15 protein-coding genes are annotated in these 19,005 nt (G+C 57.7%); 1 reads left to right on the forward strand and 14 read right to left on the reverse strand.

Annotated features, from left to right (window positions below; all coding sequences use genetic code 11):
* Nucleotides 1-5: 5 nt before the first annotated feature.
* The 4 genes from GWA01_RS07785 to GWA01_RS07800 all read right to left on the reverse strand — a co-directional run bounded on the left by GWA01_RS07785 (nt 6) and on the right by GWA01_RS07800 (nt 6,008).
* On the reverse strand, nt 6-2,129 hold the full coding sequence (locus GWA01_RS07785) for a TonB-dependent siderophore receptor (protein WP_228118520.1): 2,124 nt from the start codon (nt 2,127-2,129) through the stop codon (nt 6-8).
* Nucleotides 2,130-2,457: 328 nt separating this feature from the next.
* Nucleotides 2,458-3,357 carry an EamA family transporter gene (locus GWA01_RS07790; protein WP_228118576.1) on the reverse strand — a complete coding sequence of 300 codons (900 nt, stop codon included), beginning with the start codon at nt 3,355-3,357 and terminating at the stop codon, nt 2,458-2,460.
* Complete coding sequence (parE, locus tag GWA01_RS07795) at nt 3,354-5,366, reverse strand: DNA topoisomerase IV subunit B (protein ID WP_146795958.1); 2,013 nt, start codon at nt 5,364-5,366, stop codon at nt 3,354-3,356. The genes GWA01_RS07790 and parE overlap by 4 nt, the downstream gene beginning before the upstream one ends.
* A 69-nt stretch (nt 5,367-5,435) precedes the next feature.
* Entirely contained in the window at nt 5,436-6,008 is a 573-nt protein-coding gene (locus tag GWA01_RS07800; RefSeq protein WP_228118519.1) for a hypothetical protein, read from the reverse strand.
* Nucleotides 6,009-6,320: 312 nt separating this feature from the next.
* Here GWA01_RS07800 and GWA01_RS07805 point away from each other — a divergent pair, with 312 nt between their 5' ends.
* Entirely contained in the window at nt 6,321-6,869 is a 549-nt protein-coding gene (locus GWA01_RS07805) for a hypothetical protein (RefSeq protein ID WP_229316059.1), read from the forward strand.
* A 139-nt stretch (nt 6,870-7,008) separates the two neighbouring features.
* Here the strand turns inward: GWA01_RS07805 and GWA01_RS07810 are convergent, their stop codons facing one another.
* The 10 genes from GWA01_RS07810 to gltX all read right to left on the reverse strand — a co-directional run bounded on the left by GWA01_RS07810 (nt 7,009) and on the right by gltX (nt 18,752).
* On the reverse strand, nt 7,009-8,157 hold the full coding sequence (locus GWA01_RS07810; RefSeq protein ID WP_146795961.1) for an OmpA family protein: 1,149 nt from the start codon (nt 8,155-8,157) through the stop codon (nt 7,009-7,011).
* 147 nt (nt 8,158-8,304) lie between these two features.
* Nucleotides 8,305-8,646 (reverse strand): DUF1491 family protein, encoded by a 342-nt coding sequence (locus tag GWA01_RS07815; protein ID WP_146795965.1) that lies wholly within the window; start codon nt 8,644-8,646, stop codon nt 8,305-8,307.
* Between the two features lie 18 nt (nt 8,647-8,664).
* Nucleotides 8,665-10,356, reverse strand: coding sequence for a S41 family peptidase (locus GWA01_RS07820; protein ID WP_146795968.1), 1,692 nt, complete (start codon nt 10,354-10,356; stop codon nt 8,665-8,667).
* Nucleotides 10,353-10,505 carry a hypothetical protein gene (locus GWA01_RS13030; RefSeq protein ID WP_186819510.1) on the reverse strand — a complete coding sequence of 51 codons (153 nt, stop codon included), beginning with the start codon at nt 10,503-10,505 and terminating at the stop codon, nt 10,353-10,355. The genes GWA01_RS07820 and GWA01_RS13030 overlap by 4 nt, the downstream gene beginning before the upstream one ends.
* 18 nt (nt 10,506-10,523) lie before the next feature.
* On the reverse strand, nt 10,524-13,235 hold the full coding sequence (topA, locus tag GWA01_RS07825) for a type I DNA topoisomerase (RefSeq protein WP_146795971.1): 2,712 nt from the start codon (nt 13,233-13,235) through the stop codon (nt 10,524-10,526).
* Between the two features lie 23 nt (nt 13,236-13,258).
* Complete coding sequence (gene dprA / locus GWA01_RS07830; protein WP_369693726.1) at nt 13,259-14,455, reverse strand: DNA-processing protein DprA; 1,197 nt, start codon at nt 14,453-14,455, stop codon at nt 13,259-13,261.
* Between the two features lie 59 nt (nt 14,456-14,514).
* Entirely contained in the window at nt 14,515-15,147 is a 633-nt protein-coding gene (gene plsY / locus GWA01_RS07835) for a glycerol-3-phosphate 1-O-acyltransferase PlsY (RefSeq protein WP_146795973.1), read from the reverse strand.
* Nucleotides 15,144-16,418 (reverse strand): dihydroorotase, encoded by a 1,275-nt coding sequence (locus GWA01_RS07840; RefSeq protein WP_146795976.1) that lies wholly within the window; start codon nt 16,416-16,418, stop codon nt 15,144-15,146. The genes plsY and GWA01_RS07840 overlap by 4 nt, the downstream gene beginning before the upstream one ends.
* Nucleotides 16,415-17,356, reverse strand: a complete 942-nt coding sequence (locus tag GWA01_RS07845) for an aspartate carbamoyltransferase catalytic subunit (RefSeq protein ID WP_229316070.1) — start codon at nt 17,354-17,356, stop codon at nt 16,415-16,417. Before GWA01_RS07845 ends, GWA01_RS07840 begins: the two co-directional genes overlap by 4 nt.
* Nucleotides 17,349-18,752: a glutamate--tRNA ligase gene (gltX, locus tag GWA01_RS07850; RefSeq protein WP_146795982.1), complete on the reverse strand. Its 1,404-nt coding sequence runs from the start codon at nt 18,750-18,752 to the stop codon at nt 17,349-17,351. Before gltX ends, GWA01_RS07845 begins: the two co-directional genes overlap by 8 nt.
* Nucleotides 18,753-19,005: the final 253 nt, after the last annotated feature.

Raw genomic sequence — 19,005 nt, forward strand, 5'->3', positions numbered from 1 at the left:
CCGGTTTAAAGGCTTACATCCACCCCGACATGCACCGTGCGTCCCTGTCCCCACGAAACGCGCAACGGCGTTCCGGCACTGGATGTGAAATAGGCCTTGTTGGCGATATTGACGGCATTGACCTGCAACGAAGTCTGATGCCCAAGCAGATGCCCGGTCCTCCATGATGCAAAGGCATCCACCGTCGCATAGCCGGGCATGTAAAACGTATTGTTCAGATCACCGGGGCGACGGCTTACATACCGTGCTCCTGCGCCGATCCGCATGTCTGTGTGCAGGTATGGCAGCGTTGTCTGATAGGTGAGATAGCCGCCGCCCGTGTGCTTGGCGACGTTGGCGACGATCTTGCCTTTGTCCTCCGGCGTGTCTCGTAGGATGCGGGCGTAGGTGTAGGCGTAATTTCCCAGAATGTTCCAGTGTCTGGAAATCCTTCCGGTCACGCTCCACTCCAGTCCCTTTGAGCCGACCAGCCCAGCCAGTCTCTGTATGGTGTTGCCGTTTTCATCCAGTCCTGCTGTCTGCTGGACGTTCTTCTTGTGAATATTGTAGATCGCAATATCACTGGTCAGGAAACGGTTCTGGAAGCGTGCACCCGCCTCGAATTGCCGCCCCTGTGTTGGCTTATAACCTCCCGCCAGTACAGATCCGGTCGAGATCTGGTTAGGTGTGAAGGACTGGGAATAATCCCCATAGAGCGAGACATGCTGTCCGATCTGATAAACCAGCGCCACGAAGGGCAGGGGCTTCGTATAAGAAGAATCTGTTGTCTGAACGTAGGGTCTCTGCCCGCCATAATTGATATGGAACCACTGATACCGCAGACCAGGTGCCAAAATCAGCCCATGGCCGAGATGGATATTGTCCTTCAGATAACCTGACGCACTGTTGATGGTCTGTCGCCAGTCACTGTTACTATTGTTGACCGGCCCCACAGGTTGAAGGCCACCATAAAGCGGTGCGGAAGGATAAAATCCGCCCATGCGCGGCCCGTCGATGAACGCCCCCTGATTCTGCCGCCTGTTTTCGTAATCCGCTCCAATGACCAGATCATGCTTCATTCCCCACAAGGTATGATCTGAAATGTAATCAATCGAAGAGTAGCTGTTGGCGCGTATTGTGCCGGTATTGCTTCTGTAACGTCGTGTGAGAATGCCACTTACTGCGTTATAGGCAGAAGGATCAGCCTGACGGTCGTGGTAATTGTCATGGTTCCATCCCCCGGAAAACCGCACGCGATCATGATCAGCCAGCCGATATTGTGCCGTCGCGGCCAGAAGATGCCGCTGTCCGAAGGATGCAGCCCATACTTCATCAAGGCGATGTTCCGGGCCAGAGACGGGGTGGCCATTTGAGAACACTGCGCCGCGGTCCAGGGTGTTGTCGTATTTTCCCCACTCATAGGAAACATTGCTCTCGAAGCGGCCCTTTGCGTATCGCAATGACGGCGCGAGAAGTGTTTCCTTGTTGGAGCCGAAATTGCGCCAGTAATTCTCGTTCTTGTAGTGCCCGATCAGGCGGAAGGAGACCCCGCTCTTCGAAACCGGGCCACCCACATCAAAATGCCCATAGCCCCCTCCCAGAGAAGACCAGGTCGTCCCGATTTCCCCACCCCATGTCTGACGTGGGCGCTTCGTAATGACATTGATAACGCCACCAGGCTCCTGCATTCCATAAAACAGGGAAGCCGGGCCTTTCAGAACCTCAACCCTGTCAGTAGTTGCAAGCTGGAAATTGCGGCCGATAGGCATTCGGATGCCGTCGCGCAGGATCGATCCGTCATCCACGGCGCCAAAGCCGCGTTTCATCAGATCATCCTGCGTGCCACCAAAATTGTTGCCGATCGAAATGCCAGGCACATATTTGGCCACATCTTCCATCGTCTGCGGAGACATATCCTCAATGACCTGATGGGTGACCACATTGGCGGTCTGTGTCTGCTGCAGATATGTCGTGGGTGTTTTATCCCCGACTGAACTCCTGTCAGACGCGTAGGAGCGTGGGTCTGCGTGAACCCTGATACGCTCCATTGTTTTTCTGGGCGTCTGGGTCTTGGGGACTGTTACGCTATGAGGTTCCTGAGCATCTTCGGAACGTTTTGTTTGCGCATGCACAGCATTCGAACCCAGCATGGAGATTCCCGCCAAAAGTAACAGCCTACCGTGAAGATGCATTATGTGTATCCGAAAATGAGAATTATTCTCATTTATAGGCGCAGCACAGTTCCTGTCAGCCTTGTCGCCATGACAAATAATTTCCTGAAATTTTCAATGATTTTCCAAAACGCGGCGATGGCCTCGGGCGTGCGGGCACGACCTTAAGGAATACACAGCAATTTCAGAGAGTTTTCGAAATGTAACTGGTATACGCTCAATGTTACGGATGCCAGAAAAATTATGCTTTGAATTTCAGAGTTTCACCCTGAAACGCGCATAAATTTTCCTTCGAATACGCCCCGAATCAGTGCGCAATGGCTTTCTGGCGCGTCAGAACATTCCCAGCCGACGCAATGACAATGCAAAGCACACCAATCCATCGCGCAACCGAAAGTGCTTCATGCAGCAGAATAAGGCCCGAAATGGCGCCGAGCATAGGTTCCATGCTCAGAAGGATACCCAGATCACGCGGGCTCAGCCGTCGCATGGCAAGCATGTCCAGAATATACGGCACTGCGGACGAGAGAACCGCCACGCTGATCGCCATCCCGCCCTGCCAGGGATGCATGATGGCCGTAGGGATGACGGGGATGAGCCAGGGAAGCAGCAGGACGCCAGCCGTTGTCATGCCAAGTGTGGTGGCGTGGCCGGCGTCAAACATGCGCCCGATCCTGGTGCCCGTAAGGATATAGACAATCCAGCCACATCCGCTCAGCAAAGCCGCCGCTACACCGAACAGGTCGAACGAGTGCATCGTACCGGCAGCCATGGTCTCGGGGCGAAGCAGAAGATAGAGCCCCAGAACCACGAAGAGCGCCCAACAGAGATCAAGCCACCTGCGAGATCCTGCCAGTGCCAGCGTAAGCGGGCCTGTGAACTCAAGCGCAACGACGATACCCAAAGGCAGCCGCGTGAGTGCTACGTAGAAGCAGAAATTCATGACTGCCATGGACGCACCATAGGGCAGCAGAAGCTTCAGGGATTGAACGGTAATTCCAGATCGCGTTGGCCGCCAGATGGCCAACAGGATGAGTGCCGCGAGCCCCACGCGCAGGCCCACCATGCCCGTCGGACCAAAGAGGGGAAACAGCCCCTTTGCCACCGTAGCGCCGATCTGGAAGGACGATATCCCTCCTATCAGAAACCCCACAGCCTTGAGATGGCTATTGCGTTCTGCGGTCTGTCCAGATGCAGGCACGCTCAGACGTCAAGATCTTCGACGGAACGGGCATGTTCCTGAATGAAACGGAAACGCAGTTCCGGCTTGCGACCCATCAGGCTCTCAACGCGCTCATTGGTCGTATGTCGGTCTTCCGGAAGCGCCACAACCCGTAGAAGCGTGCGACGGGCCGGGTCCATGGTTGTCTGCTTAAGATCCGTTACCGGCATTTCTCCAAGGCCTTTGAAGCGCGACACTTCAACCTTCGCATTCGCCTTGAACTCTGTCTTGATGCGTCGCTCCCGATCCTGATCATTCATCGCATAGACTGTTTTGGCACCATGCGTGAGGCGATATAGAGGAGGCTGTGCAAGGTGCAGATGGCCATGACGGATCAGGTCTGGCATCTCGCGATAGAAGAACGTCATCAGCAGCGAAGCAATATGGGCACCGTCCACGTCAGCATCCGTCATGATGATGACGCGCCCGTAACGCAGCTTCGAAACGTCGAACGTGGACCCCACTCCGCAGCCCAGAGCCTCCGTCAGGTCACGGAGCTCCTGATTGGCACGCATTTTGTCCACGGTGGCCGAGGCCACGTTCAGGATCTTGCCTCGCAGTGGGAGAACAGCCTGTGTCTCGCGGTCGCGCGCCTGACGTGCCGATCCGCCTGCCGATTCACCCTCAACCAGAAAAATTTCTGTCTCAGAAGCATTTTCACGGGTGCAGTCCGTCAGCTTGCCCGGAAGTCGCAGCTTACGCGTGGCGCTCTTGCGCGCGGTATCCTTGGATTCGCGCCGACGCAGCCGTTCTTCGGCACGCTCTACAATGAATGTCAGAAGATTGTCAGCCTGCTGCGGATTGCCCCCCAGCCAGTGATCAATCCGGTCGCGTAGCGCGCCTTCAACAAGTCGGGTGGCTTCCTGCGTTGTCAGACGATCTTTCGTCTGACCCTGGAATTGAGGCTCACGGATAAAGACCGATAGTTTGGCGGCAATCGCGCCCATCACATCTTCAGCGGTGATCGCGGCCGCGCGCTTGACCTTGCGCTGGTCTCCCCACGCGCGGAAACCCTTTACAAGAGCAGCCCTGAAACCTGCTTCATGTGTGCCACCCTGCGGCGTCGGGATCGTGTTGCAGTAAGACGAAAGGGTTGCGTTGCCACTTTCGAGAAACGCCACTGCCCATTCGACCTTGCCGCCTGTACGACCATCTGCCGCAAGCGGAAGCTCGGCTTCACCTGCCCAGAGCGGCGAAAGCAGATCAGGTTTTTCACCGAGTTCCGCGGTGAGCGCGTCTTCGAGTCCGTTAGGAAACTGGATCAGCGCTTCAGTTGGCGTCTCGTCGCCCGCCTTGATCAGGGACGCTTCGCATTTCCATTGAATGGCCACGCCACGAAACAGGGCTGCTTTTGAGCAGCAAAGACGATAGAGTCGGGCAGCAGAAAAATGCTGGGACCCAAAAATTTCTGGGTCTGGCGTGAACCGCACCGTCGTGCCACGTCGATTCGGTGCATTGCCGATTTCTGCCAGTGGTCCGAGCGGGATGCCCCGCGCGAAGTCCTGGCGATACAGAAGCCGGTCACGAGCAACTTCAACTTCGAGCTTTTCAGACAGCGCATTGACGACAGAGCTGCCAACGCCATGCAAGCCGCCCGATGTATCATAAGCCTTGCCCGAGAATTTTCCGCCCGCATGAAGCGTCGTGAAAATAACTTCGAGCGCTGATTTGTCTGGAAATTTCGGATGAGGGTCCGTCGGGATGCCTCGGCCATTGTCACGCACCATCAGGGTGCGTGAGCCTTCGAGGCGCATTTCTATGCTGGTTGCATGGCCCGCCACGGCTTCATCCATGGCGTTGTCCAGAATTTCTGAAGCGAGGTGATGGTAAGCGTTATCGTCCGTACCGCCGATATACATCCCCGGACGGCGCCGGACGGGCTCCAGCCCCTCCAGAACTTCAATATCCTGTGCACCATACTCCGGAGTCGCGCCCTTGCGACCTCCTGGTACTTTTTTACCGCCTGACTTATCCGAATCGAACAGATCGCTCATGAAGGCGTTGTCGCTGCCCAGTCACGGAACGTCAAGCAAACGCTCTGCGGCGGGGCAGCCTTTTCGATATCAGGAACGGTGCGTAGCGCGACGAGGGGCCGTCTTTGTACGACGCGCCGCCGTGCCATGACGGGAATGACGATCCACGGTCTCAGGGGCAGCACAGCTCTCATAAGAGGCAGGCTGAGCAACGTCTTTGGCTTCTGCGTAGTGAGACAGGTCAGAAACCGTTTCCAGCGCCTCAACCTCATCAAACATGGCCGTACGCTGCGTGCAGAACACCGTTCCGGATTTCAGGCCGCCGAGAGACTGAATATCGGCGAGCTGGGTGATGTAGTCATCATGCTCGGCCTGTGCACGACGGCCGTATGTCGTGTGGAAATAGTTGTTCAGGCGTGTTTCGGCATCATTCAGAGCTGGGTGGAACTTCGCGACAAACGCATTGTACCGGTCCTGGGTCTGGCAGGAGAGTGCCGTGACCATCAGTTCAGACTTCAGGCCCTCGACATTGAACGCCTCGTGAGCCGGAGAGTTACCGCACTCTGCCGCCTGGACGGAGAGAGGAGTAACGGCCAGAAGGCTGGCGCATGCAAAGCCGGCCCCGAGCAGGCTGGCCAAAGGGCGACGGAACATGAAAGGCATCGACAGACTCCAGGTGACCGGACCAACCGGCCAGAACAGGCAGATAAGGTAGCGCAGCCGAATGTTCGGCCCAAGATGATTCTCAATGTGAAAATCGTGCAGCAAGCCCCTAACCTGCAACATAATTTCGTGGCGGAAAATGGGCGGAAATAACCTCTGCAGAATTTTATCGCCTCAGGTGCACATAAATTGCTCCAAACGGCTGATGTGGCTCTTCCCCGTCTTCCGTCCCGCCTTGACCTGTTCTACATCGAGACCTTGATTCGCCGCAGATTGCGGTATTTTCCTGTTTTGACATGCCAGGAGTTGACCGTGCGTCTGCAAGGTTCTGCCATTACTCTGGGAGCGGTGTTCGCTGCGTCCCTGCTTCTGTCCGGTTGCGCTCAGACCCCGATCGTACAGCGCTCCGTTGCGCCCAACCCGTTTGGATACCAGAAGGTCTCCGCACTGTGCCACGTAACGCCAGTGACCACGGCCAAGGACGGCACCATGAGTGTCTCGATGACGGTTCGCAGTGATGATGGTCTGTGTGCGATCTCTATCCAGCAGCCAACGGGCGGCAACTACGCCTCTTTCGGTGTGAATCCGGGCCCGGTCCACGGCAAGGCGTTCCTGTATAACTATGACGGCCACACCTACGTGGATTACACGCCGGCAACCGCTTATGCTGGCACAGACACCTTCACTGCAGACCTGATCCCGGGCGGCGGCAAGCCTCGCACCCATCTTGTCGTGAACGCCGTCGTAGATGCCACGGGGGTGGTTGTACACACGCCACAGCCCGCAGTGACGGCACCAAAGGCGAAAGAATCTACCAAAAAGACGACTACGCGCCACACGACACGGCGCACCAAGCACTGAGGTCAGTTTTAATATTGGCTTAGAAAAGCGGGGCTTGCCCCGCTTTTTTTCTGTCTGCCTCAAGGGCGAGCACAAAAAAAACGGCCCCTGCAAAAATGCAGGGGCCGTTTTTTGTATTTCCCGGAAGGTCCTGAGAAACTTACTGGATATCGATCTCGACGCGGCGGTTCTGTGGCTCGCGTGTATTGGGGCCGGTCGCTACCAGCGGGCTGCTCTCGCCAAAGCCCTTGGTTGCGATGAGGCCAGCCGCCACACCATCGCGGATCAGCTCTGCCTTCACCGTCGCGGCACGCTTTTGGGAGAGTGCCAGATTATAGGCAGCCCCCCGCGCTCCAGGATGTGCAGAGGACGTATCGGTATATCCACTCACCTGAATGCGCGTGAACTGGATCGCCGTTGAATTCCGGGCGGCAGTCTCAACCACAGCGCGCGCACGCTCGCTCAGTGCAGCCGAATCCCAGTCGAAGAAAACCAGATAGGTGCGCGTAGGGGCAGGAGCCGGGGCTGCGATCGGAGCAGCTGCTGGTGCGGGCGGTGGAGGCGCAGGGTTGAACTCATAGCGCAGGCCGAGCAGCAGGGAGTGATTGAAGTCGCTCCGTGTGTCGCGGTTTCCGGCAGTGAAGCCATAAGCCTTGGAGACGTCGCCGCCACCGATTGTTCCGGTTGCGCGCGCCGAATGTCCGTTCGGGCCGAGCAGGGAATAGAAGCGGTACTCAGCCGTTGCAGACAGTCCCACGACCCACGGCACGGGGAAAGACAGGCCAAAGATGCCCTGATAGGCAAAATTACCGGCCGTCCCGCCAATCTTCTGGTTAAACGCGCCGTTTGGAGCCCGTACCGATGCGTTCATGGCCTGCCAGCCATAGCCGACGCCAGCACCAAAATATGGGAAAACCCAGGACTTTCCGATGTCCATGTCAAACAGGGCATTTGCCATGGCACCATAGCCCTGCTGACGGCCGCCAGCAGAGGTTGGCATCCCGCTGTTGCGGAACTGCTGAAGACGGTTGTTGCGGTAGTTGCCTTCAACCTCAACGCGGAAACCATTCCCCAGACCCCAGCCAACGCTGCCGATACCGGTCACGCCCGTATCGTAATGGTCTTTCCCACTCGGAAAAAGCGGAGAAATCCGGACGGTCTGGTCCTGGTTGAAGCTGGCTCCGCCTTCGCCGGACACATACAGTCCCCGGACCGGCTGGGCCTGCGCAATGCCGAATGACAGCACTGATACGCCTGCCGTCAGCCCCGCCCGGGCAATCCAGGTCCCGAAAACGGATCGCTGCGTCATGTGTTTACTCTCCAACCCAAACCCTGAGTGATGTGTGTTTCTTGCTGAAAGTGCGGATGAAGGCAACGCATGTCATCGCTAGATGACTAATGGCCGGTCCCGCAGGGACACGACTTCCGTCCTTACTGTGGCCTCATCCACACACTTTCAACAATCCTCCTCGAGATCCAGACGCCGCGATCCCAGTGTCCGTTCAACCGGCTGCCCCACATCCTGAACCTCCAGTTCCACAACCCACAGATCAGGGTCATAGCGTTTCTGCCGGTCAAGATAATCGGTGAGTTCCATGGGGCCACTAACGACCGCCCGTGTCCAGCCGCCGCCGTCTTCCCGCAAAACAGCAGTACCACCATTACGGTCGATCAGCACGACAATGACCGATCCCGCATCCTCATCACCCTTTTTGAGCACCATGGCAGAAGTCCCGTCAGACGCGATGCGCCGAAGGACAGCTCTGACCCAGAGGCCCGTTTTCAATCTTGCGCCCATGATTGTTCCTGTATGCTGCTAGTGAAGAGGGGCGCTGTTTTCATCTGGGACTGCCTCCAGTGCTGCCTTATAGGCGGCCGGTGATGCGAGCAGTCTATGAGCCGTTTCCATGTCCGCATCACCACCAACGGCTGCGGGGCATTCCTTGCGAATAGAGAGAATTTGAGCAACCGAAACCGGATATCGGGCACTACGGGCTTGTCTTACGGCGTCCGTCTGAAGGGCGGAGCCGGATTTCAGGGCCGCCATCTGGGCGTCGAGATAGTCCTTGCCCCTTGAGGTACATACCTGAGGCATGATGCCCAGTCCTTGGATAGGCCACCCCAGAGGAGCCTGATTGCGGCTCCATGTCACGAAGAGCTCTCCCCCGTTCGGCATCTGCCCAATCACCTGAACAAGCCCTTTTCCCAGTGTCTCACTGCCAACCACCACCGCACGACGATGATCTGCCAAGGCTGCTGCAAGGATTTCGGCGGCGCTGGCCGTTCGACCATCCACCAAAATTACGATCGGGGCACCTTTGGTGATGTCTCCACCCTGAACCGCCCAGATATGATTGGCCTGTGCATTGCGGCCATGCGTCGTGACTGCAACCCCATGATCCAGCATCAGCGCCGCTGTTGTGACGGCCTGCTGCAGTACCCCCCCGCGATCTCCGCGCAGGTCTATAATCACGCCTGCAGGACGTTTGCCCGAGATCGCAGAATGTCCAGTGCTCGTCAAATCGTCAGATGTATCCCCCTGAACCGCCTGATCGAGATATTGACTGATTTCCTCGGCAGTTTCCGTGGAGAACGATGCAACACGTAGCACTGTGACCTGCCCTTCTGTGGAGGCAAAGACCGTTTCCGGCGGCACGAGCGCACGCTGCATCTTGAGGATGGCTGGTTGGCGTCCACGATCCGCAAGCTCAAGAGACACAGGGCTGTGCTCATCACCGTCCAGCCAGCTCTGCACCGTCGTGACCCCTTGGCCGCGTGTATGCTTTCCATTGACCGCTACAAGCCGCTGCCCGCTATTCACGCCCGCTTCCCATGCCGGTCCGTTGGCATTAACAGCCGCAACGATGATCGAGTGGCCTTCCTGAGCAAGCGTCAGCCCAACCGACCCGGTGTCGCCTGTACGGCGTGTACGGTCAGCAGAAGCGGGCGCTGGACCAAGATAGCGGGAATAAGGGTCCAGATGATTGAACAGCTCATCGAAAAAGCTTTGCAGCAGCGCTCCGCCACCCGCCTGTCGGATCACGGCGGAACTGTCCCATGCCGTCATCATCGCTGAAGTAACGAGTGCCGCCCAGGCTGTGCGATCATTTTCAGCCGGTACAGGGCGCTGGAGCAATACTGTCTGGCCCTGCAACACCAGCATTTCAGGAGTATGATGATCGCCTTCCTGACGGGCAGGGGTCTCGGTGACCGATAACCCAGGATCGATCGCCGTCAGGCCGTCCAGCCCCCACAGGCAAAATTCTCTGACGGAATGAGCTTCGAGTGTCCGTGGCGCCATGAAATTCAGTGCGACACCCAGCACTTCTCTGGTCATTGAAGGGTCAAAGCCAGTGTTTTGTGCCATGACCGTTGGGGGGGCGGAAACCGCCTGCAGGTCGTCCGCCATTGCCACGCCATCCATGCCGGACAGCGTAAGAATGATCAGAAAAGCCACAAGCAGGGAACGATGCGCTGGCTCGCGGAAGTGCGGCAAAAAGGAAGTCATGAAACAGGCATCATGGCGGGAGAGAGAATCCTCACGGACAACCGGCAGAACGTGATGCCGATCCAGATCGCCATACGACCTCGCCAGAAACTGCGATACCGGTAAAGACGCATGAGTGGCAATGTTGTCGCATAACGTTGCGGCAACATCGCACTTTCTCCCTGAATTCAGCCTTCGTCAGGGTTTTCGGAGGCCGTAGTTTTTTTCTTTGATGCCGCAGTTTTGCTTTTGCTGGCAGGAGTCTTGGTCGTTTTCTTCGCTGCCGCGCGAGGGGCAGCTTTTTTCTTTGGAGCGTCTTCGCCCTCAATCGTTGCAGCAGCTTTCTTGGTACGTGTTGTTTTTGCTGCCGTTTTTTTGGTAGCGCCCTTTTTGGCCGCTCCCTTGAGCGGTTTACCCTTCTCCGCGACCAGAGCAATGGCGCCATCGAGCGTGATGTCGTCCATTCCTACGTCTTTGGGCAGGTTTGCGATCATCGATCCATGCTGGACATACGGCCCAAAGCGACCCTTCCGGACCATAACAGGCTCCCCGTCCTTGGGGTGCGCGCCAAGATTGCGGATGGATGCGAGTTTTTTGGCCAGACTGTCCACAGCCCGGTTCAGCCCGACAGTCAGGACATCATCATCTTTGTCGAGAGTGCCGTAGATCGCGCCCATTTTCACATACGGCCCAAAGCGCCCAAGACCAGCTTCGATGGTCTCTCCGGTCTCTGGGTGAAGCCCCACGACACGCGGCAACGAAAGCAGACCCAGAGCTTCAGTAAGGGTTAGCTTGTCGCCCTCCAACCCTTTTGGGATGGTTGTGCGTTTAGGCTTGGCTTTCTTGTCTTCGGGGTTCGGCTCACCTTTCTGGATGTAAAGACCATACGGCCCACGACGGACTGTGATGTCTTCTCCGGTCTCAGGGTCTTGCCCAAGGACCTTCAGGCCGTCCTTGAGTGTCTCTCCCCCCTCGTCGTCTGCAACGAGGCGACGTGTGAACTGACATGTCGGATAATTTGAACAGCCGATGAATGCACCAAATTTTCCAAGGCGCAGGCCAAGGCGCCCGGTTCCGCAGGCTGTGCAGGTTCGGGGATCAACTTCGTCCTCACGGGGAGGGAAGAAGTGCTCGCTCAGGTCTTCATCGAGGGCATCTATGACGTCAGAAATCTTGAGATCTTTGGTCTGTGCAACAGCTGCCGAGAAATCGTGCCAGAACGCGGCCATGACGTCGTGCCAGTCCGCACGGCCATCAGAGATATCATCAAGCTGCTCTTCGAGAGACGCCGTAAAGCCGGTATCGACATAGCGCTCGAAGAAGGACGTCAGGAACGCCGTGACAAGTCTGCCACGATCTTCCGGCATGAAGCGCCGCGTCTCGAGGCGGACGTAGTTACGGTCCCGCAAAACCCCCAGAATGGAAGCGTATGTGGAAGGACGGCCAATGCCGATTTCTTCCATCTTCTTGACGAGAGATGCTTCCGAGTAGCGTGGTGGCGGCTGTGTGAAATGCTGGTCTGCGGCAACGTCGCCGGTGCGAACCTTGTCGCCTTCTTTCATCGGAGGCAGCAATTTGCCATCTTCGTCGTCGGCACGTGAATCATCACGCCCTTCGATATAGAGCTTCAGGAAGCCATCAAACGCGATAGTTGAACCCGTCGCGCGCATCTGGGTCTGGCCGCTGGCATCTGCAAGGACAATGGCCACCTGGTCCAGCTCTGCTGATTGCATCTGTGATGCGACAGAGCGTTTCCAGATCAGGTCATAGAGGCGCTGCTGATCGTGGGTGAGGGTCCGTGCAACCTTTTCGGGAATAAGTGAAGCGTCCGTCGGGCGGACAGCTTCATGTGCTTCCTGCGCGTTTTTTGCCTTGGTTGAATAGGTCCGTGGGTAGTCAGGGACATATTCGCCACCAAAAACCTGTCCGATATGACCTCTGATGGCAGTCACGGCCTCCTTGGCCATCGTCACACCATCTGTACGCATATAGGTGATGAGACCGATTGTCTCACCTCCGATATCCACACCTTCATAAAGCTGCTGGGCAGTCCGCATAGTGGTCTGGGCGCTCATGCCCAGCTTACGGGACGCTTCCTGCTGAAGTGTGGACGTTGTGAAGGGCGGCGGTGGGTTGCGCTTGACACGTTTGCGCTCAACCGAGCGGACTGTGAAGCTGCCAGCCATCACCGTATCACGGGCGCTGAAAGCCAGCGCCTCGTTGTTGAGGTCGAACTGGTCCAGCTTCTGGCCGGCGAGGTGAGTCAGGCGTGCCTGAAAGCCTGCATTGCCGGGTGTCGTGAAGGCGCTGGTAATGGTCCAGTATTCACGAGGCTTAAAGACTTCAATTTCGGCTTCGCGTTCACAGATGAGGCGCAACGCAACGGATTGCACACGTCCTGCACTCCTGCTCCCGGGCAGCTTGCGCCACAGGACCGGGGAGAGGGTAAAGCCCACGAGATAGTCAAGTGCGCGACGGGCCAGATAAGCCTCGATCAGCGGCATATCCAGGTCGCGCGGAGCTTCCATGGCAGCCTTGATGGCGCTTTTGGTAATCTCGTTGAACGTGATGCGCTGGACATCAATGCCGCGCAGCAGCTTCTTTTCTTCCAGAACGCTTCGGACATGCCAGGAAATTGCTTCACCCTCACGATCCGGATCGGTCGCGAGGTACAGACGTTTTGCGCTCTTGAGCGCCTTTGTGATGGCGGCAATCTGTTTTGCGCCGCGTTCGTCCGTCTGCCAGTCCATGGCAAAGTTTTCGTCCGGGCGTACGCTGCCATCCTTTGGGGGCAGATCGCGCACATGGCCGAATGAGGCGAGGACCGTGTAGCCATCCCCCAGATATTTGTTGATCGTCTTGGCCTTTGCCGGGCTTTCGACCACCACAACGTCTGTCATTGCCACTCCGGTCCTTGGGTCTCTTATCTGTTCGGCAGTAACGCCACGCGTCCGCCGGGCACAAACTCCACGATCCCACCGAGTTCAAGTTCGGTAAGGGCCGTCAGTATTGCCGATACGGAGAACTGACAGTGCCGCACCACATCGTCAACTGCTACTGGCGTTACAGAAAGGAGAGGACGCACCTTTCTGAGGACAGACTGCAGGTCATCCGGCACATCCTCCTGTGAATTTCCCCATCTGACACCCGGCTCCGAAAAGCCGGAAAACTCACGTTTTTGAGGAGAGCCCTTTTCCCATGGGGCCGGGTTTCTAGGCGGAAGGTGGAGGCCCAGCTGGTTCAGAACATCCTGCGCGTTTTCTGTCACGACTGCGCCATGTCTGAGCAGATCGTTTCCGCCACGCGAGCGCGGATCGAGCGGCGAACCCGGTACCGAAAAGAGGATGCGATCATACTGAGCAGCGAGTCTGGCGGTAATCAGTGTCCCTGATTTCAGAGCAGCTTCCACAATCACGCATCCCTGCGTCATGCCCGCAATGAGCCGGTTCCGGCGCGGAAAATGGCGGGCCTGCGGCACGGTGCCCAGTGGTGCCTCCGTAACGATACAGCCCTTTTCAGCGATTTCGGCCTGAAGCTTTGCGTTTTCAGGAGGATAGAAATAGTCCAGCCCACCCGCGATGGCGGCGACCGTAAGCCCCCATGGCAGTGCGCCTTCATGTGCTGCCGAATCGATTCCTCTTGCCAGGCCGGACACAACGCATAGCCCCGCTGATGCGAGTTCCGTAGAGAGGCTTCCTGACATCCTGATGCCAGCGGATGATGCATTTCGGGCACCGACAACGCCGATCGAGCGAACGGAAAGTTTTTTCGCATCACCCTGAATGAACAGTACAGGAGGCGCGTCGGGCACATGCGTGAGGAGAACCGGATAATCGGGGTCAGAGCGTAAAATTGCCCTCCCACCCATCTTTCTCAGTCGCTCTAGTTCGTCTTCGATGTCACTACGGGAAGGGATGTGAACGCCATCGCTTCGTCCCGCTGCGGCCATTCGCTCCGGAAGAGCGTCAAGCGCCACGCTCGCCTGGCCGTATAGGCACATCAGGCGACCGAAATTGATCGGCCCAACGCCGTTTGTTCTTGCCAGGCGCAGCATATCGAGGCGCTCTGTTTCGGGCAGTAGATATGGAAGGTTCTGGACCAGATCAGGTAGAGGCATCATGGGATGACACTACCTGCTGGATGGATAACAAAAAGTAAAAATAAACTTCTATTGGGGTGTTATTGTGGTTTGTTCATATTTACGCGGGGCTCATTTCCAGAAATGAGGCGCACAATATTACCGTAATGTCGTACCCAGATAAGCAACGCGACCAGTAAGGCTGCAACAGGTAGGGGAGACTGGATTGGTTGTTCCGACAGCGGAGGCATCAGAGCCGGGGCAGCCAGAAATGCTGTAAGTGCTCCTGCGGATGATATCCGGCTCAGTTTGGCGACAGCCAGCCAAATGACGCAGCATGCCAGTCCGACCGGCCAGCACAGGACCCAGATCGTGCCCAGACCTGTTGCAACCCCTTTGCCACCCTTGAAGCGCAGCCAGACCGGAAAGCAGTGCCCGATCACGACAGAGACAGCAGCAACAGCCATTGCCGTCTGGGTAGCATCTACGCAGAAGCGACGTGCCAGAAGGACGGCCAGTGCCCCCTTGAGGGCATCAAAGAGCAGCGTTGCGGCGGCCAGACCTTTGCGGCCCGTTCGCAATACGTTGGTTGCCCCAATATTTCCTGAGCCGATACGTCGGATGTCGCCTCCACCGGCGAGCGCGGTAAAAATCAGGCCGAAGGGTATGCTGCCCAGAAAATAGGCAATAAGGGCGACGACAGGAAGACTAGGAGGAGACAGAGACCAGTTCATGGCAGCGCTCCAGCCGTATACACCTCGACGCCACGACGAAATGTCCGCAGGACGCGCCCTGTCAGTTTTCGGCCATCGAACGGGGTGTTTTGGGCACGGCCGGGAAGGGATCCCGCCACCACGGTCCAGACTTCATCCGGATCAAACAGGCAGAGATCCGCCTCGCGTCCAACTTCCAGACGCCCGGCCGGAATGTTCAGCAGGTCCGCAGGGGCGCATGTCAGGAGCCGAAGCGCATCGATTAGTTCCAGACCAGCGCCAAGCGTCACACCAAGCAGGGTGGCCAGTCCGGTGCCTCCAGCTCGAGCTAACGCGAATGGCAGGCGTTTGTCGTCTGCATCGGCGGGAGCATGGTCTGATGCCACGACATCGATCGTACCGTCGGCCAGTCCTGCACAGACAGCAGCGCGATCAGCCTCGCTACGCAGAGGTGGGGAGAATTTTGCATATGTCCGGAAGTCGCCGATGTCCTCTTCCGTCATTGCAAAATATGGAGGCGCTGTATCACACGTGACCTGCACACCTTTGGCTTTCGCCTCCCGTATCAGGGACAGGGCTTCCGCCGTTGAAATGTGCGCAAAGTGCAGGCGGGCGCCCGTTAGTTCGGCGAGGCGCAGATCACGTGCAACCATGATGGCTTCTGCGGCAGACGGAACCTGCGGAAGTCCAAGGCGCACGGCAAGGGCACTTGCGGTGGCGCAGGCACCTTTTGCAAGAGACGGCTCTTCCGGATGTTGCACGACAAGCGCATTTAGAAAGCGCGAATAAGAGAGCAGATTGCGCATCTGCTTGGCATCTTCGATGGCGCGTGTTCCGTCCGTGAACGCAACGGCTCCTGCTTCCTGCAGCAGGCCGAGTTCTGCCATCTCCTTCCCCTCGCAGCCACGGGTCAGCGCGCCATAAGGGTGAATGGACACCATGCCGGTTTCTTTGCCGCGTACGCTCAGAAGATGAACAAGGGCAGGATTGTCGATGGCGGGAGAGGTGTTGGGCAACACAGCCATGGTGGTGATGCCGCCCGCAACGGCAGCTCGTGCCCCTGATGTTATGCTTTCGCGGTATTCCGATCCCGGTTCCCCGAGGGCCACGCGCATATCGACAAGGCCCGGGCACAGTACGGCACCTTGGCCGTCGATGACGTGCGCGCCTTCTGGCGTCACGTCGCCGTCAAGTGCTGCAATGAGGCCGTTTTCCACGGTCAATCGACCAATCCCGTCCCGACCCGAGGCTGGATCGATCAGACGGACATTTTCAAAAACGATACTGGTCATGAGTGCATCCGTAACCGGGAAAGACGATCCAGAACGGCCATGCGCACAGCGACACCCATCTCGACCTGCTCGGAAATCACGCTCTGGTCAGAATCCGCGACGTCGGATGCGATTTCGACGCCACGGTTCATCGGGCCAGGATGCATGACCAGCGCGTGCGGGCTGGCCAGAGAGAGGCGTCTGCGATCAAGCCCAAAGAAGCGGAAATACTCGCGCGCGCTCGGTACAAGACCTGCGCCCATCCGCTCTCGCTGAAGGCGCAGTGACATCACGACGTCTGCTCCGACAAGCGCGCGGTCCATGTCCGAATACAGCTCGACATTACCGAGTTCTGCGATGGTGGAAGGGACAAGCGTTGGCGGTCCGACAAGGCGTACGGTGCTGCCCATCGCCGTCAGGAGATGGATGTTGGAACGTGCAACCCTGCTATGACCGACATCGCCGCAGATCGCCACGGTCAGCCCGTTTAGCCGCCCGAAATGCCTGCGGATTGTCAGGGCATCCAGTAGTGCCTGTGTCGGGTGCTCGTGTGTGCCATCTCCAGCATTGACGACGCAGGCTTCCACTTTCTGAGACAGCAGGGCAGGTGCGCCGGACTGTGCATGACGGATGACCAGCAGGTCGCATCGCATGGCATTCAGCGTTGCGGCCGTATCCAGCAGGGTTTCCCCCTTGTTTACGGAACTGGTGGCTACGGACATGTTGATGACGTCGGCGCCTAGGCGTTTGCCAGCCAGTTCGAAGCTGGTCCGTGTGCGCGTGCTGTCCTCATAGAACAGGTTTATGACCGTACGGCCACGCAGAGCATCGCGTGGCGCCGTACGGGACCGGCTCAAAAGGGCATAGCTCTCGGCCAGATCGAGGAACGGAACGATCTGTTCCGCTGTCAGTCCCTCGATACCAAGCAGATGCCGGGAGGAGGGACCGCGCTCAGGCACCGAGCACGCTCGCAATGCGCGCAAGAACCTCATCCTGACCCAGCGCAGAGAGCGTCAGATCAATACCGGGCGATGTGGTTGAGCCTGTCATGGCCGCACGGAGTGGCTGCGCAACGGAGCCGAGCTTCATTTCGTGCTTTTCAGCATAGGCACGGAGCACGCCGTCGATCGCTTCGGGGGTGAAAATGTCCAGCGCTGCCAGATCCTTGCCAATACCTGCAAGAACATTGCGCCCTTCGTCGCCGAGAAGCTTTTCGGCTTTTGGCGTAAAGGTCAGTGGAAGTGTGAAACCGGCAAAGGCTGCGTTTTCGGTTAGCTCGACAAGTGTCTTTGCGCGCTCTTTCAGACCCGACATCATGGCCTGAATCCGGGCGCGGGTTTTGTCGTTGCAAACAACGCCCTCGCGGCCTTCAAGCCGCTCCATCACGTCTGTCGTCAAGCGTGTATCATCGGCCTGTCGCATCCATACGCCATTGAGATGCGCGAGCTTCACGTAGTCCATGCGGGATGGGGAGCGGCCGACACCATCCAGGTCGAACAGCTTGATCTGCTCTTCGCGGGAGAGAACTTCGGCGTCGCCATGTCCCCAGCCCAGACGCAGGAGGTAATTGCACAGGGCTTCCGGTAGGTAGCCTTCCTCGCGGAATTCCACGACAGATTGTGCACCATGCCGCTTCGATAGCTTGGCGCCATCGGGCCCGTGGATAAGCGGAAGATGTGCGAAATGCGGCAGATCCCAGCCCATCGCGCGATAGATCATGGCCTGACGGAACGTGTTCGTCAGATGATCGTCACCGCGCATGACGTGGGTGATCGCCATGTCGTGGTCATCCACCACCACGGCGTGAAGGTAGGTCGGCGTTCCGTCCGAGCGCAGGATGATGAGGTCATCCATCTCGATATTGGCAACGCGGACGTCCCCCTGAACCAGATCATGGATGATCGTCTCACCTTCACGCGGAGCCTTGAGCCGCACGACGAATGGCGCACCTTCCGGCGCTTCGGACGGATCACGGTCGCGCCATGTGCCGTCGTAACGTGGAGGGCGCTTTTCGGCCATTGCCTTTTCGCGCATCGCGGTCAGTTCTTCCGGCGTGCAGTAGCAGCGGTACGCCATGCCTTTTTCGAGCAGTTCAAGCGCGACTTCCGTATGGCGGTCCTGCCGCGCAGACTGGAAAACGGGCTCCGCATCAGGCGTGATGCCCATCCAGCTGAGGCCATCGAAAATAACGTCCACAGCCCGTTGGGTGGAGCGTTCCTTGTCGGTGTCTTCGATCCTCAGGAGAAACTCGCCACCATGGTGACGGGCAAAGAGGAAATTGAAGAGGGCAGCGCGGGCGTTGCCGACATGCAGCAGACCCGTGGGGGAGGGAGCAAAGCGCGTGCGGATGGTCATGCGGCCCTCATATCATGCTCCAGCTGTACGGCACAGTCTCGAACTGGCGGGCTGTATTTTTCTGATATCCGACATTCCGGTGGCGATAACTTTGATTCCATGAAGCATTCCGAATCATCGTCATCGCGAATGTATTCCAGTGTTTGGCCGAAGCTTATACTGGCTCTTCACAAACCCGTCAGGACGCCATTACCGCCCAGCCTCAAAGAAGCGTGATTTCACCTGCTCTGAACTGCATGCTTATCATTGCTGT

The organism is Gluconobacter wancherniae NBRC 103581 (assembly GCF_007988885.1).
Classification (GTDB): domain Bacteria; phylum Pseudomonadota; class Alphaproteobacteria; order Acetobacterales; family Acetobacteraceae; genus Gluconobacter; species Gluconobacter wancherniae.

Bases quoted from the DNA above. Each gene is read 5' to 3' on its own strand.
- GWA01_RS07785 (WP_228118520.1), bottom strand. From the start codon at position 2,129: ATGCTGGGTTCGAATGCTGTGCATGCGCAAACAAAACGTTCCGAAGAT.
- parE (WP_146795958.1), bottom strand. From the start codon at position 5,366: ATGAGCGATCTGTTCGATTCGGATAAGTCAGGCGGTAAAAAAGTACCA.
- GWA01_RS07800 (WP_228118519.1), bottom strand. From the start codon at position 6,008: ATGCCTTTCATGTTCCGTCGCCCTTTGGCCAGCCTGCTCGGGGCCGGC.
- GWA01_RS07810 (WP_146795961.1), bottom strand. From the start codon at position 8,157: ATGACGCAGCGATCCGTTTTCGGGACCTGGATTGCCCGGGCGGGGCTG.
- GWA01_RS07815 (WP_146795965.1), bottom strand. From the start codon at position 8,646: ATGGGCGCAAGATTGAAAACGGGCCTCTGGGTCAGAGCTGTCCTTCGG.
- GWA01_RS07820 (WP_146795968.1), bottom strand. From the start codon at position 10,356: ATGACTTCCTTTTTGCCGCACTTCCGCGAGCCAGCGCATCGTTCCCTG.
- GWA01_RS13030 (WP_186819510.1), bottom strand. From the start codon at position 10,505: ATGTTGCCGCAACGTTATGCGACAACATTGCCACTCATGCGTCTTTAC.
- topA (WP_146795971.1), bottom strand. From the start codon at position 13,235: ATGACAGACGTTGTGGTGGTCGAAAGCCCGGCAAAGGCCAAGACGATC.
- dprA (WP_369693726.1), bottom strand. From the start codon at position 14,455: ATGATGCCTCTACCTGATCTGGTCCAGAACCTTCCATATCTACTGCCC.
- plsY (WP_146795973.1), bottom strand. From the start codon at position 15,147: ATGAACTGGTCTCTGTCTCCTCCTAGTCTTCCTGTCGTCGCCCTTATT.
- GWA01_RS07840 (WP_146795976.1), bottom strand. From the start codon at position 16,418: ATGACCAGTATCGTTTTTGAAAATGTCCGTCTGATCGATCCAGCCTCG.
- gltX (WP_146795982.1), bottom strand. From the start codon at position 18,752: ATGACCATCCGCACGCGCTTTGCTCCCTCCCCCACGGGTCTGCTGCAT.